General features: G+C 42.1%; 15 protein-coding genes, 4 pseudogenes and 1 riboswitch. Of the genes and pseudogenes, 13 read left to right on the forward strand and 6 right to left on the reverse strand.

What is annotated here, in order from left to right:
• Positions 1-196 (forward strand): annotated as a pseudogene (locus FU659_RS32395) (uridine kinase); the annotation flags it as partial.
• On the opposite strand, the pseudogene FU659_RS32400 reads toward FU659_RS32395, so the two are convergent.
• Both FU659_RS32400 and FU659_RS32405 read right to left on the reverse strand, forming a co-directional pair.
• A pseudogene (locus FU659_RS32400) lies at positions 186-353 on the reverse strand (zeta toxin family protein); the annotation flags it as partial. The pseudogenes FU659_RS32395 and FU659_RS32400 overlap by 11 nt on opposite strands.
• Positions 354-470: 117 nt before the next feature.
• Positions 471-788 (reverse strand): hypothetical protein, encoded by a 318-nt coding sequence (locus FU659_RS32405; protein WP_147951331.1) that lies wholly within the window; start codon positions 786-788, stop codon positions 471-473.
• 300 nt (positions 789-1088) lie between these two features.
• On the opposite strand from FU659_RS32405, the gene FU659_RS32410 reads away from it, so the two are divergent.
• From FU659_RS32410 to FU659_RS32460, 11 genes and pseudogenes are all read left to right on the forward strand, one after another.
• Positions 1089-1469: a hypothetical protein gene (locus FU659_RS32410; protein WP_147951332.1), complete on the forward strand. Its 381-nt coding sequence runs from the start codon at positions 1089-1091 to the stop codon at positions 1467-1469.
• A gap of 12 nt (positions 1470-1481) precedes the next feature.
• Positions 1482-2276, forward strand: coding sequence for a sensor histidine kinase (locus FU659_RS32415; RefSeq protein WP_147951333.1), 795 nt, complete (start codon positions 1482-1484; stop codon positions 2274-2276).
• 3 nt (positions 2277-2279) lie between these two features.
• Complete coding sequence (locus tag FU659_RS32420; RefSeq protein ID WP_147951334.1) at positions 2280-3017, forward strand: sensor histidine kinase; 738 nt, start codon at positions 2280-2282, stop codon at positions 3015-3017.
• Positions 3014-4579: a DUF3369 domain-containing protein gene (locus FU659_RS32425; RefSeq protein WP_147951335.1), complete on the forward strand. Its 1566-nt coding sequence runs from the start codon at positions 3014-3016 to the stop codon at positions 4577-4579. The genes FU659_RS32420 and FU659_RS32425 overlap by 4 nt, the downstream gene beginning before the upstream one ends.
• 289 nt (positions 4580-4868) lie before the next feature.
• Positions 4869-5720: a patatin-like phospholipase family protein gene (locus FU659_RS32430; RefSeq protein ID WP_147951336.1), complete on the forward strand. Its 852-nt coding sequence runs from the start codon at positions 4869-4871 to the stop codon at positions 5718-5720.
• Positions 5721-5843: 123 nt separating this feature from the next.
• Positions 5844-5952, forward strand: a riboswitch (TPP riboswitch).
• Between the two features lie 220 nt (positions 5953-6172).
• Positions 6173-7219, forward strand: coding sequence for an ABC transporter substrate-binding protein (locus tag FU659_RS32435; RefSeq protein WP_147951337.1), 1047 nt, complete (start codon positions 6173-6175; stop codon positions 7217-7219).
• A gap of 28 nt (positions 7220-7247) precedes the next feature.
• Positions 7248-7538 (forward strand): thiamine-binding protein, encoded by a 291-nt coding sequence (locus tag FU659_RS32440; RefSeq protein ID WP_147951338.1) that lies wholly within the window; start codon positions 7248-7250, stop codon positions 7536-7538.
• Entirely contained in the window at positions 7538-8305 is a 768-nt protein-coding gene (locus tag FU659_RS32445) for an ABC transporter permease (protein WP_147951339.1), read from the forward strand. Before FU659_RS32440 ends, FU659_RS32445 begins: the two co-directional genes overlap by 1 nt.
• A gap of 17 nt (positions 8306-8322) precedes the next feature.
• The gene (locus FU659_RS32450; protein WP_147951340.1) at positions 8323-9099 is read left to right on the forward strand and encodes an ABC transporter ATP-binding protein; all 777 of its coding nucleotides are present in this window, start codon (positions 8323-8325) and stop codon (positions 9097-9099) included.
• A complete protein-coding gene (locus FU659_RS32455) occupies positions 9083-9883 on the forward strand; it encodes a TatD family hydrolase (protein WP_147951341.1) in 801 nt (266 codons plus the stop codon). Before FU659_RS32450 ends, FU659_RS32455 begins: the two co-directional genes overlap by 17 nt.
• Positions 9884-9972: 89 nt before the next feature.
• Positions 9973-10521: pseudogene (locus FU659_RS32460) on the forward strand (DNA-3-methyladenine glycosylase I); the annotation flags it as partial.
• A 136-nt stretch (positions 10522-10657) separates the two neighbouring features.
• Here the strand turns inward: FU659_RS32460 and FU659_RS32465 are convergent.
• The 4 genes from FU659_RS32465 to FU659_RS32480 form a co-directional block, all read right to left on the reverse strand.
• Entirely contained in the window at positions 10658-10960 is a 303-nt protein-coding gene (locus tag FU659_RS32465; protein WP_261808200.1) for a hypothetical protein, read from the reverse strand.
• A 103-nt stretch (positions 10961-11063) separates the two neighbouring features.
• Positions 11064-11249, reverse strand: a complete 186-nt coding sequence (locus tag FU659_RS32470; protein ID WP_147951343.1) for a hypothetical protein — start codon at positions 11247-11249, stop codon at positions 11064-11066.
• A gap of 456 nt (positions 11250-11705) precedes the next feature.
• The gene (locus tag FU659_RS32475; protein WP_147951344.1) at positions 11706-12692 is read right to left on the reverse strand and encodes a YpdA family putative bacillithiol disulfide reductase; all 987 of its coding nucleotides are present in this window, start codon (positions 12690-12692) and stop codon (positions 11706-11708) included.
• Between the two features lie 150 nt (positions 12693-12842).
• Complete coding sequence (locus FU659_RS32480; protein ID WP_261808201.1) at positions 12843-13019, reverse strand: hypothetical protein; 177 nt, start codon at positions 13017-13019, stop codon at positions 12843-12845.
• A 155-nt stretch (positions 13020-13174) separates the two neighbouring features.
• Between FU659_RS32480 and FU659_RS32485 the strand changes: the two are divergent.
• Positions 13175-13551 (forward strand): annotated as a pseudogene (locus tag FU659_RS32485) (hypothetical protein); the annotation flags it as partial.

Consider the following 13551-nt stretch of genomic DNA (forward strand, 5'->3'; position numbering starts at 1 on the left):
GGAAACCATTCGGATTGATGTTAAACCCATCGTCCTGCTAGAAGGTATTCATGTATTGACAGACGAAGAGCTTCGCGGCGCACTGAACATTAAGGTGTTCGTGGATACCGACCCTGATGTACGTATACTACGCAGACTCTCTCGTGATATTAATGAACGAGGCCGTACGCTGCAGTCCGTTTTTGATCATAATTAATACGTTCCCGTTCTTGGAAAGTGAGACCGCTATGATGAAGATAATAATTATCCTGAGAAATTAGTGTGACATTCGTTGATCCCAGTTTATTGATAATTGATCGTGCAACTGTTGTTTTCCCTGATCCGGTACCACCGGCAATTCCAATTACAAGCATGAAATGTAGTGCCTCCCCAAATAACTTGAAACTCTTCCCGACTAGTTTAACATATTGTTCATATAAAAAGAAAAAGCGATCGAAAGTCGATCGCTTTTGGCCTAAAAAAAGATGGAGTTAACGGATTTGCTTAGGGGTATGAAACTTCTCGTGATCCGCATGAATATCTTGAGAGGCTTGCGTTAATTGTTCTAATGTCTGCTTAAGCTGTTGACCATATTGTTCATTGTTAAAAGTTTGAAGTTGTTCATTGGCATCGTCAACTTGATGCTTGGCTTGCTCTAAGGCAGCTTGAGCCGATTGAATAGATTGAGGATTGGCCTCTGAGATAGCTACTTGCAGCTTGTGCTGAGCATGTTGGGCAGAGAGGATAGCTTGATCTGCTGCATCTAATGCGTGCTGAACCGGTTGCTGATGCTGACGGGTATTCGTCATAGGGGAGTGCCTCCGAACTTGTTTTTTTCAATCAAATAGCGACTTTACTACATTGCTCTAAAGACGGGGAAATCATTCCTTTTTAGGGAAATGAAATTATTTCCTGGGGAAGCGCAAAATGTGAGCACTATTAGTAAAATTCGACATTAATTTCGAATATTTAGAATAGATAGACAATTTTGATGTGGAACTGAGGGATCTAAAATAAAGATGGACAAACTTGGCTATTATTCATAAGCTAGAGTTGATAGCTAATTTTGACATGTTTAGACATTTCGGGACCAAATAGGGGATGAAAGAATGAAAACATTCAGAGGAATAAGTATGTTAGCTGCTGCTGCTTTATTAATTTCCGGGTGTGGATCGTCAAAGAAAAGTGTGACACCTGTAAATTCCTATATTCCCACATTAGAAGTCAATGCTACCGTAAACGGAGATAACTTAAATCTAGCATTCACAACAGATATGATTGTTTCTAAAGAGCATTACGATCATGAAAAGAAGCAAGGGGAAGGTCATTTTCACGTTGCATTGGATCAAGGAGAGAAAATTACAGTTACCGCTAAACAACAAATGTTTGAGCACCTGAGCAAGGGTACGCACATCGTGAAAGTTTCTTTGCACAATAACGATCATACCCCCTATGACGTAAGTAAAACGGTAAATTTTGAAATTAAGTAGGAGCGTTCATCCATGCCATTTCTTCACAAGAGATTGAGTCTGCAGAAACGAATTGTTTTTCTTGTGACCATCGTAACCGTATTGATGATATCGACCATGATGGTATTTGATACAGTTAGTCTAAATAATTCGATTCGACAAGCGTATGTAAGCCAGATCAGCGGAATGACAATGGCCATAAACGGCCGTTATGAGGAATCGCGTTCTGTTACGGATGTACAGCAAATTTTCGATTACATTCAGTATAAAAACAACCGAGTCCTAGAGATGAGATTATTCAATAAAAATGGAAACATTCTCGCAGCTTCCAATCGATCGGAAGTAGGCAGAACGCTTTATCCATCAACGTATACGATACCCAATCTTGATCAAACCGTTGTTGATCGTGTGCCAATGGCTCAGAGCGAAATGCCCGTCGTACGCCTGACAGCCCCCTTACAAGAAGACGGGGTTGTCGTAGGTGCAGTTGAAGTTATTTTCGATTCCTTTGAAGAGACAGAGCTATTAAAAAATAGAACGAAACTTATACTTATTTTAGGGCTGAGCATCTCTATCATATTGTCAGTTTTGCTATGGTTGATTCTAAGGACGATCATTATTCGTCCACTTAGCCGACTCCGCGAAGCGGCAACAGTCGTAAAGCAGGGGGGCGCACTTCCTAAGTTGGAATTCCGTGCATCTCCTGAGATTGAAGAGGTCTCAGATGCATTTAATGATATGGTCAGTAATTTGGACGATCGTTATCATGAACTACAGCAAGTTTTGATAACGCTGCAGAAAACACAAGATCAACTGGTTCAATACTGAAAAATGGGAGCATTGGGTAATCTCGTGGCTGGTGTCTCACATGAAATTAACACACCGATTGGTATCGGCGTTACGGCTATTTCTTATTTGGACCAGAAAACCGAGCAATTTCAGAGCTTATATGAAACAGGTAAAATGAAGAAGTCAGACCTGGAACAATTTTTAGCAGTTATCCGTGAAACGAACGAGATGGTGCATACCAATTTGGAACGCGCCTCATCTTTAGTCAGGAGCTTTAAACAAATTTCAATCGATCAAAGCATTGAAGAAAAGCGTTCGTTTCACATGAAGGAATACTTAGAGGGCATCGTAACAAGTTTGAAACCTACCTTGAAGAAAACGAAGCTGCGTGTCGATGTCTATTGCAGCCCTGATTTAGTTGTGTATACATATCCGGGTGCGCTTTCGCAAATTATTACGAACCTAGTCATGAATTCCCTCAATCATGCGTTTGCACCTAACGAAGAGGGCAGTTTGAGCCTCCGCGTTACGCAAACTCAGGATCAAATCTCGATAGCCTATACGGACGACGGCAAAGGGATGAATCAAGAAGTGCTGGATAAAATTTTTGATCCTTTTTTCACGACTAGCCGCGGCAGAGGCGGAACAGGCTTAGGGATGAACATTGTTTACAATCTTGTAACCCAATCACTAAATGGAACGATTACTTGTTCGAGTACTTTGGGTTTAGGGAGTTTATTTATGATTAACATCCCGAAAGAGGAGGAGATCGAATTATGAGTTTTGGAGTTGGACCCGTGGACCAAGACGAGCTTTTATTTGCAGATGAAGAAGAGAACGAGTCCAAGCAGGAAAATACAATCGATCCTGACCCGTGGATTGTGCTAATCATTGATGATGAAAAGCAAATCCATCAAGTGACTAAGATGGTTTTGCAAGATTTCGAATTTGATGGAAAAAAATTAGAGTTCCATAGTGCCTACTCCGCTTTAGAAGCCAAGCAGCTGCTGGCTCGACAACCACATGCAGCACTTGTCTTGTTGGATGTTGTGATGGAGCAGGATGACGCTGGACTTCAAATTGTAAAATACATACGTGAAGAAATGAAAAACAGCGCTATTCGCATCATTTTGCGGACAGGCCAACCTGGGCAAGCTCCTGAACGAACCGTTATCATGAACTATGATATCAATGATTACAAAGAAAAAACGGAGCTAACGACACAGAAGCTATTCACGACCGTGGTTTCTGCGTTGCGCTCTTTCCGTGACATTAAAACGATTGAGAAAAGCCGCATAGGCTTGGAGGAAATTATTAAATCTTCCGCAACACTGTTTGAATTCCAATCCATGAAAAAATTTGCCTCCGGTGTGCTTACACAGATGACCTCTATTGTTAATTTGCATAAAAATGCGATACATTGCAGTTTTGCAGTCACTAAGGGCGTGGAGGACATTTATATCCTGGCGGCTAGTGGCGACTATGCTTCTAATCAGGATGAACGGGCACGCGACGTTGTGCCTACTGACGTACTGACTGAAATTGAACTGGCCTTTCAAACCAAAAAAAGCAGTTTCGCTTCCGATCGCTTTGTGATTTATTTTCAAAGTAAAATGGGGATGGAAAATGTCATATTTATGAATGGCTTCAAAGCGCTAAGTGAATGGGAACATTACTTGGTTGATATTTACTGCGCTAATGTTTCTGTTGCTTTCGAAAATATTTACTTGAACGAGGAATTAGAAAGTACACAGAAAGAAATCATTTACACAATGGGTGAAATTACGGAAACGAGATCCAAGGAAACTGGGCACCACGTGAAAAGAGTTGCGGAATATTCACGGCTTTTGGCCATTAAATATGGTTTAACGGAACAGGAAGCGGAAGTTATCCGTCTAGCTTCACCCATGCATGATGTTGGGAAAGTAGGCATTCCTGATGCTATCCTTAATAAACCAGCAGCATTAACGAAAGAAGAGTTTGACATTATGAAAACTCATTCAAGTCTCGGTTATGAGATGCTGAAGCATTCGAACAAACAGGTTCTCAATGCTGCCGCTATTATTGCTCAGCAGCATCATGAGCGTTATGATGGAACTGGCTACCCACAAGGTCTTCGAGGACAAGATATTCACATTTATGGACGAATTACAGCACTGGCTGATGTGTTCGATGCGCTTTGCAGCGATCGTGTTTATAAGAAAGCTTGGGAGCTGGATAAAGTATTAGACTTGTTAAAAGTGGAACGCGGTCGTCATTTTGATCCGATCATCGTTGATTTATTTCTGGAGCATCTGGATGAATTTCTTGTTATCAAAGAGTTCTATAAAGAACAGCGATAAAGGGTTAGCAGGGAACATTTAGGCATAAATCGCTTATTGCTTCCTCATACTAGCTTGGAGAATAGCTATATTAACCTCTTGTCCCCAATTTGGACAAGGGGGTTTTTGCAATTGCCTTTTAAAATTCGGCAAAAACACGGTTTATTAAAGATTTATGAGAAAACAAACGGAAAATAAGCTTAAAATCTTCTTTTTTGTCCCTTTTACGGACACCGATGAACATTTCTTTTAATTTACATTTCTTGTATGCTAGTAAAGGGCTATAGACAGATAGAAAGAAGGTGTCACTATGGAAGGAATCGGACTCGTACTGGAAGGCGGGGGTATGCGGGGCGTATACACGGCTGGAGTCTTGGAATATTTCATGGAGCAGGATTTGTATTTTCCCTATGTCGTAGGTGTATCTGCAGGAGCCTGTAATGCAGTTTCATATATTTCCAAACAGCCAGGACGAAATAAAAAAGTCACCATTGGTTATATCGGAGATCATCGATATTTGAGCTATCGCAATTTACTTCGTCATAAAAGTATATTTGGCATGGACTTTATTTTTAATGAGCTGCCGAATGTTCTTGTTCCTTTTGATTACGATACGTTTTATAACTCATCGCAGCAGCTTGCTATAGGTACAACAGATGCCCACACGGGTGAACCCATTTATTACACGAAGCATCAGCTTATGCAGCAAACGATGCCGATTATTCAAGCTTCAAGTTCACTGCCGTTTGTGGCAACGCCGATCCATTATGAAGGACGGACGTTATTTGACGGTGGATTGGTCGACCCTATACCGGTACAGAAATCGGTGGCGGATGGCAATAAGAAACATATCATCGTATTAACGAAAGAATTAGGGTACCGGAAACGTCCATTTAAACAAGGCTGGTTGGCCAAAAGTATTTACCCTCAGTACAATGGGCTTGTGAACGTGCTCGTTAACCGAAGCGAAATTTATAACCATACGTTAGAAACTATTGAACGTATGGAGGCTGATGGAAGTGCAATGATTATCCGTCCTTCAACGAAAGTAGTCGTTGGACGCATGGAAAAAGATCCAAGGAAGTTAGAAGATCTTCATAATCTAGGCTATGAGGATGCCAAACGTGTGGGGCAACAGATGAAAGAATGGCTGCTGGCATAACAGCGCAGAGGTGTAACTAAAAGTTCTCCAAGCACGGAAGCTTGAGAAGTCAGCTTGAGATTGTGAAATTTAGAAGTATCCTTGCATGTATGAGATCTTGGTGGTATATTTCTCTAATAACCAAATAACCTTATCGGGAGCTTGAGGATTCAGGCTGAGAGTGCGGATATACCGCTGACCGTTCGATCTGATCTAGATAATGCTAGCGCAGAGAATGATTAGTACACATTTGTAGTGTGCTTATGTCAACGTACAAGCCGCAGAGGACTTTTTGTCTTTTGCGGCTTTTTATTAATATCTATTGAATCCTTAGTAATGCCTACGTAGAGAGTTTATACAAATGTACGTCTATTCGAGCTTTTTGGATGGGTTTATCATTTTCTACTCAGATGGCGCTCCTTGATAATGGGGGCTTTTTCTTATGGTTACATACCGAAAGGGGACATCTACGAATGAAATTAACACAAGTAGCACCGCTCGCGTTATTAAGTTTGACTATTGCGCTATCAGGCTGCGGCAATCAAACAGCGAAAGACGATTCCAAATCATCGGCATCACCAGCTTCTACAAGCAGTCAGACGCCGGCGAAGAAGTTAACGGATGTGAAGGTCGTACTTGATTGGACGCCAAACACGAATCATACAGGGCTTTACGTTGCAAAGGATCAAGGATATTTTGAACAAGAGGGACTGAACGTGCAAATTATTCCTCCCGGTGAGGGCGGAGCTGATACGATGATCGCTTCCGGAGCCGCTGAGTTCGGAGTCAGTTATCAAGAGAGCATTACGCAAGGCCGAATCCAAGGTGTACCTTTAGTTTCTATTGCTGCTATTATTCAACATAATACGTCCGGATTTGCTTCACCTGTCGCTAAGAATATCAAATCTCCAAAAGATTTCGAAGGAAAGACTTATGGTGGATGGGGAGCCCCGGCAGAAAGCGCTATGATTGATTCCCTCATGCAAGCGGAGAAAGCGAATCCAAGCAAAGTAAAGATCGTTAATATCGGGGAAGCCGATTATTTCACAGCGGTGAAGCGGGACATTGATTTTGCCTGGATTTATTATGCTTGGACAGGCGTAGATGCTGAACTTCGCGGCGAACCGCTAAACATGATCTATTTAAACAAGTACTCGGATAAGCTGGATTATTATACACCTGTACTCGCGACGAATGAAAAAATGATCAAAGAGAAGCCTGAGCTTGTCAAAGCCTTTACCGCTGCTGCTTCAAAAGGCTATCAATTTGCGATAAGCAAGCCGGAAGATGCAGCGAATATTTTAATGAAAGCTGTTCCCGATCTGGATAAAAAACTTGTCCTTGCCAGTCAGAAGTGGCTTAGCCCGCGTTATCAAGATGACGCGCCACGTTGGGGTGAACAAAAGCGCAGCGTTTGGGAAAATTACGCGAACTGGATGTTAGATCATAAGCTTCTTGAGAAAAACCTGGAAGTTGACGCTGCTTTCACGAACAACTTCTTACCGGCGAGCACAAAATAACGGGAATTATGAAAGAGAGGTCTTGTAAGTGGCTAATGCACTAGTCAGTATTCAAATCATTCCAAAAACAGTAAACAACGAAGATGTCATCCCCTATGTGGACCGTGCGATTGAAGTTATTGCCAAGTCCGGAGTGAAGTATTTCGTTTCCCCGCTAGAGACCACAATGGAAGGAGAGCTGGATCAGCTGCTCCTTATCATTCAGGATATGAATGCTGCCATGGTTGATATGGGAAGCCCCAGCATCATTTCACAAGTGAAAATCTACTTTAATCCGTCGGGCGCTTCAATGGACAAGTTGACGGAGAAATATAGATAATGAAGCAGCATAGCTGGTTCAAAGCGGGATGGCCACCGATCGTTGTGGTCATCCTTCTGTTGCTTATTTGGCAGCTTGCCGTGACTTGGGGAAACACCGCAAGTTGGCTGTTACCTAGTCCGCTCAAAATTATAACAGATGGTACAACAGATATGTCACGCGTTTGGATGCATACAAGAGCAACCCTTCGTATTATGTTGATTGGCTTTACGGTTGGTGTCAGCGTGGGAATTGTTGTGGCGAGCGCTTTACATATGATTCCGGGATTCAAAGCAGGTTTCTATCCGCTTCTGATTCTCTCTCAAAATGTGCCGACGATTGCATTAGGCCCTTTGCTTATTATTTTGTTTGGTTTTGGGCTATTGCCTAAAATTATTTTGATTGCTTTGGTCTGTTTCTTTCCTGTCACTATGGCTACACTGGATGGATTCATGCAAACGGATCGACATATGTACAATTATTTGCAGATGATCGGAGCTAAGAAACGCGATATCTTCATTAAACTTGAACTGCCAAATGCTTTACCTTTTATTTTCTCCGGGCTTAAAATTTCCGCCACTTACAGTGTCATGGGGGCAGTCATTGCAGAATGGCTCGGAGGAGGAGTAGGGCTTGGTTATTATATGATTTTGCAAAAATCCGCTTTTCGCGCTGACCGGGAATTTGTTTCTATTTTCATCATTGTCTTGCTTAGCTTGTTATTCTTTGGGCTAATTGCTTGGCTGGAGAAGCTAGTTATTCGATGGAATATGAAACGTTCTTCATAACAAAGGAGGGGGATTACATGAGTAAATTAGAGCTAAGAGACATTCAACAATCGTTCTTTGGCAAAAAGATGAGCCAACAGGTGCTTTCTAATGTCTCTTTATATGTCAATGATGGTGAATTTGTCTCGATCATCGGCCCCTCGGGCAGCGGGAAAAGTACGCTGTTCCACATTATTGGAGGACTTCTAAACCCTTCTGCAGGCGAAGTATGGCTGGATGGGGTTAACGTGACCGGAACGAAAGGACTCATCAGTTATATGCCACAGCAGCCGGCTTTATTTCCTTGGCGATCCATTGAGTCTAATGTTGCCCTTGCTCAGGAAGTGGCTGGTGAAACGCGTTCCAAAGCTTTGGAGAAAGCAAGGGAGTGGCTGCCGAAGGTTGGACTGGGCGGGTATGAGCACGAACTACCCCACGTCCTCTCGGGCGGTATGCAGCAGCGTGTCTCCTTTCTGCGAGCATTGTTAAGTCCGCAGGAACTGATGTGTTTAGATGAGCCTTTCGGCTCGTTAGACGCATTGACACGACAGGATATGCAAGCCTGGTTGCTAAATATATGGGAACAGAACAAACGTTCGATTCTATTTGTCACTCATAGTATCGAAGAAGCTTTGTTTCTCTCAGATCGCATCTATGTGTTATCGAATAAACCAGCGACAATTCTGGAGGAGATCGTCATTCCATTCACACGTCCTCGTCAGGAAACAGTCATGATGGAATCAAAGTTCCAAGAACTTCGGTTGCATATTCAGGCACTTTTGCGCAAGGAGATATCTTATGATAAGAGGAATTGATGCTCATATTCATTTGGATATGTATGAAAAGTTAGAAGCAATAACCATATTGGAGGAATTATCAGCTTATAAAGTAGAAGCGGTTATTGCTGTGTCTAGACACTTATTATCGTGTAAAGAGACAAAATCGCTGCGTGATGCTTATCCGGATCGCGTGTTCGCAGCTTATGGCTACCATCCCGAACAAGAGCTGCCCAGTGAATCAGAAGCTAGTGAATTATTGGTATGGATGAAGGAACAGGCTAGTAGTATGATAGCTGTAGGTGAAATCGGTCTTCCATACTATTTAAGAAAGGAAGCGGAGGAAGAAGGGAAAACCTTCGATTTAGCTCCGTATATCCTATGGTTGGATCGCTTATTAGAGGCGGCAGCTCAGTGGGGCAAACCGGTTGTCTTACATGCAGTCTATGAAGATGCTGAACTCGTATGTGACTTATTAGGTAAGCATGGAATAACAAAGGCGCATTTCCATTGGTTTAAAGGTTCGCCGGAGACAGTAGAGCGAATGATCCGTTCAGGGTTTTATGTGTCTGTCACACCAGATATTCTATATGAAGAAGAGATTCAAAATCTTGTGCGTCGATATCCAATGGAATTACTTATGGTTGAAACGGATGGCCCTTGGCCATTCGAAGGTCCGTTCGAGAACCAACAAACACACCCTCAGATGATCCATGAGGTCATTCAGCAGATTGCAAAACTACATGAGTTGACCATAGAAGAAGCTGCGCGAATATTGGTGAATAACACGAAACTATTTTATGACATAATGACAGTTGAATAATGACAACTGGACAACGTAACTTCTATCTTTTATACTAAAATAGAACATATGTTCTATCTATTGAATAGAGGTGAGTCTATCATGAAGTTAGATGCAGGTGGGTTAATGAAGATCCGTTGTATATAGATTACCACGATCATGAATGGGGTGTTCCCGTACATGATGATCGTCATTTATTCGAGATGCTCAATCTCGAAGGGGCCCAAGCCGGATTAAGCTGGTACACCATACTCAAGAAACGGGAGGGGTACCGCGAAGCATTCGATGGATTCGATCCTGCGACGATTATCACATACGACGATCAGAAATTAAATGAATTGCTTCAAAACCCTGGAATCGTGCGCAATCGCTTGAAAATTGCGGCTGTCGTTCAGAACGCAAAAGCTTTCCTTGACGTGCAGCAGGAGTTTGGAACATTTGACCGTTATATTTGGGGATTTGTTGGCGGCACGCCAATCGTTAATCACTGGGAGGATATGAGTCAAGTACCGGCAACTACAGCGCAATCCGATGCTATGAGCAAAGACTTGAAAAAGCGAGGTTTCAAATTCGTGGGCTCGACCATATGCTATGCCTACATGCAAGCCACAGGTATGGTAAATGATCACCATAAGACCTGCTTTCGTTACCCAAACTAAAGATGCAATGAATAAGAAGCAGCTGCTTAAAACCTTTTCTTATAAAGGTTTTTTTGCGTTTTGTGATAAAAAAATGAGGTGATGGAGAAGGCTTGCCGATGTGACCCTTTGTCGCAATCGAGCAAGCCTTTTGATATTAAGCATATTGCAGTTGTTTCTCCATCAGATTCGTTTTGATCAAATGAATTCGCTTGCGAATGTAAAAGTCGTAGACGGCTCCGGTTAATTCACGTGGCTTGATGTGGTTATTGGTGTCATTATCTATGATCATCACGGTACCATCGTCATAAAACTTGAATGTATAATCCGCGTAGTCTGTATGTGCTTCATCCAGTATAACTTCAATCTGTTCGGGGAGAAGATGATCGGTGTCACATAATGCCTTATGGTACCAATAGTCTCGCTCAATAAAACGGAAATTGTGACTTGTATTCATCATGTTAACAACCTCCTCATCTAATTGGAACATTTGTTCTTGTTTTCATTATACCAAACATTTGTTCGTAATGGAAGAGGGGGAGGGTTCAAATTGGAAAAATTATTCATATTTCTGTTTTTGACGACGGCGCCCATCGTCCCGAGCTGTGCGTCACGCTGCTGGCATGGTACTTAGCAATTATGATTGGAAATCCTTTCCGATCATAATTGCTAAGTATGACGGAGTAAGAATCATTTGTTTTGCCTGCACACTCGCTCGCCCGTTGCTCATCATAGATGTAAAAGCTCATCTAAACATCCACCATCGTACCGCTGTCCGAACATTGCAAGTACTTTGCGAAAAGGGCTGGTTTTCTTTAATGATCGGCGCGGAAGGCAAACACGTTGTGCGGTATGAGTTAGGACGAAGTCCGATACAGAGACAAAGGTTGGAGAAAACCTGCAATTGTGCATGTTTAAATAACTCGATTTATCCAGCAGCTTATCATTCATGCGAAAATACATTTTTTCATTCACCTATCTCTAATTAGGACAATAAAGAAGCGGAATACCTGTAGATTTGCAAGAATTCCCTACTTAAAAACGATTACTATCGAAAATAACTGCACTCTTACAGTTTAAGAGCAGCGCAAAACTAAAAAACAAGAAAAACAACGAAAAGACCGTTAAAAGCCATTTTACAGGCTAAAATCGGTCCTTTTTCATCCTTATAAAAACGTCGACAAGACTTTTTCAATGGCCTCTCATTAGATCGAAGTCTCTCTTAGAGAACGTATATGTTCTGTAATGGCGATGCCATGCAAGCGCCCAGTTTCAATAAAGATTTCATTTGCGTCAAACTTCGAGGAAGCGACCACACCTGCAACATATAAACCTGGGATGTTCGTTTCCATCGTTACCGGATTCATTTGTGGCGCGCCAGTATCTTCGTGAAAGCCGACACCAATAGAGGCCAAGAGCTTGCGGTCGGGACGAAAGCCTGTCAAAGCAAGAACAAAGTCATTGTCTAACGACACTTTCTCGGATCCTTTTTGTACAATGACAGTGTGCTCTTCGATGCGTACAACCTGTGAATCAAACCACATCTGAATTCTTCCTTTGTTGACCATGCTTTCAAAAATAGGTCGAACCCACGGTTTGATATTGGCGGAAAAGTGAGGGCCGCGGTAAACGACGGTGACCTCCGCACCTACACGCAGCAAATCCATTGCCGCATCAACGGCCGAATTATTGCCGCCAATTATGGTCACTTTAGCTCCTGAATAAGGATGTGCTTCTTTATAATAGTGAGTTACTTTGGGTAAATCTTCGCCAGGAATTCCTATCAGATTGGGTTGGTCAAAATAGCCTGTGGCTACGACAACATTTCGTGCGGAATAGGTTGCTTTTTTACCAAATTGATCTTGAGTATGTACGTTAAAATAAGTGTCTATGCGTTCGATGGCTACAACTTCTTCATAGGAACGAATTCGAAGCTTTTCTCTGCGTGCTACTTCCCGATAATAGACAAGAGCTTCTTGTCGATACGGTTTTTCGTGAGGGGTGGTGAAAGAATAACCCCCAATTTCGAGCAGCTCAGGTGTACTGAAAAATTGTAAATAGGTTGGATATAAGTAAATGGAGTGCACGATACAGCTTTTTTCTATGATTAAAGGAGATAAGCCTTCGCGCTGTAAAGCGACGGCGGCTGATAACCCGCATGGTCCTGCTCCTATGACAATTACGTTTTCCAAGTCATTTCCCTCCTTAGCAATAAATCCTTCCTCCATAGTAACGCAAGGTAATGGGGTTGCCAAGCTTGGGAGTCTGATAGATCGAAGGAAAGAGCAGAGCGAAACTTCCCATAAGAAGTTATCCGTCTGCCCTGATGAAAGAAACATTCTTCACTTCTCGCTCAATTGCTCTTGTTCATTGTCTTCACTTAAATCGTCTTTTGCAATGTTTACGGTTGTGAGGCTAGGTGCGTTCTCAAGCGTATCATTCACGAATTCTAGATCTTGATTTTTTGCATGCATACTCGTAGTACCCTTATAATTGCCTGCATGAGTATTGTTTTCCAAGGGATTCATTCCTTTCTCTTCCAGTTTAATGTTCAGTCTTAACGTGCACAATTAAGCGCCGCATTATACGTGTAAGGAGAAGGGATAACTGAAACCAATGTGATCATTAAAACGTCTACAATATAGAAAGCTAACGATCGAAAGGATGGGCTAAGATGATCCAAGAGCTTGTGAAAAAACTCGCAACAGCCAAAGAAAATGGGCGATTGCAGGAGATTTGGTTACAACGTCTGGCGCTTTTGGAAAATGAATTGAAATTACAAACCTCTCGTGTTATTACTTGGCAAGAGCAGCTTGAGAAAGAACAGAAAGATATTGAAAAGTTGAAAACGCGAACCTTCACTAGTTTGCTCTATGATGTCATTCATAAGAAACAAGATAAGCTTGCCATCGAGGAACAAGAGCTCTTGGAGATTAAATATAAATATGAGGAAGCTAAGCATGTGAAAGATGATATTGTTCTTCAAATGGAGGAAGTGAAGAGCAAGCTGCAGACGGTTCGTTTTTGGGATATAGCCGTAGACGATTTATC

It is taken from the genome of Paenibacillus sp. N3.4, assembly GCF_008017805.1.
GTDB lineage: Bacteria > Bacillota > Bacilli > Paenibacillales > NBRC-103111 > Paenibacillus_E.

Excerpts from the sequence above, each read along its gene's own strand:
- FU659_RS32415 (WP_147951333.1), top strand. The coding sequence starts at position 1,482 with ATGCCATTTCTTCACAAGAGATTGAGTCTGCAGAAACGAATTGTTTTT.
- FU659_RS32430 (WP_147951336.1), top strand. The coding sequence starts at position 4,869 with ATGGAAGGAATCGGACTCGTACTGGAAGGCGGGGGTATGCGGGGCGTA.
- FU659_RS32455 (WP_147951341.1), top strand. The coding sequence starts at position 9,083 with ATGATAAGAGGAATTGATGCTCATATTCATTTGGATATGTATGAAAAG.
- FU659_RS32470 (WP_147951343.1), bottom strand. The coding sequence starts at position 11,249 with ATGAGCTTTTACATCTATGATGAGCAACGGGCGAGCGAGTGTGCAGGC.
- FU659_RS32450 (WP_147951340.1), top strand. The coding sequence starts at position 8,323 with ATGAGTAAATTAGAGCTAAGAGACATTCAACAATCGTTCTTTGGCAAA.
- FU659_RS32420 (WP_147951334.1), top strand. The coding sequence starts at position 2,280 with ATGGGAGCATTGGGTAATCTCGTGGCTGGTGTCTCACATGAAATTAAC.
- FU659_RS32405 (WP_147951331.1), bottom strand. The coding sequence starts at position 788 with ATGACGAATACCCGTCAGCATCAGCAACCGGTTCAGCACGCATTAGAT.
- FU659_RS32445 (WP_147951339.1), top strand. The coding sequence starts at position 7,538 with ATGAAGCAGCATAGCTGGTTCAAAGCGGGATGGCCACCGATCGTTGTG.
- FU659_RS32425 (WP_147951335.1), top strand. The coding sequence starts at position 3,014 with ATGAGTTTTGGAGTTGGACCCGTGGACCAAGACGAGCTTTTATTTGCA.
- FU659_RS32435 (WP_147951337.1), top strand. The coding sequence starts at position 6,173 with ATGAAATTAACACAAGTAGCACCGCTCGCGTTATTAAGTTTGACTATT.
- FU659_RS32410 (WP_147951332.1), top strand. The coding sequence starts at position 1,089 with ATGAAAACATTCAGAGGAATAAGTATGTTAGCTGCTGCTGCTTTATTA.
- FU659_RS32465 (WP_261808200.1), bottom strand. The coding sequence starts at position 10,960 with ATGATGAATACAAGTCACAATTTCCGTTTTATTGAGCGAGACTATTGG.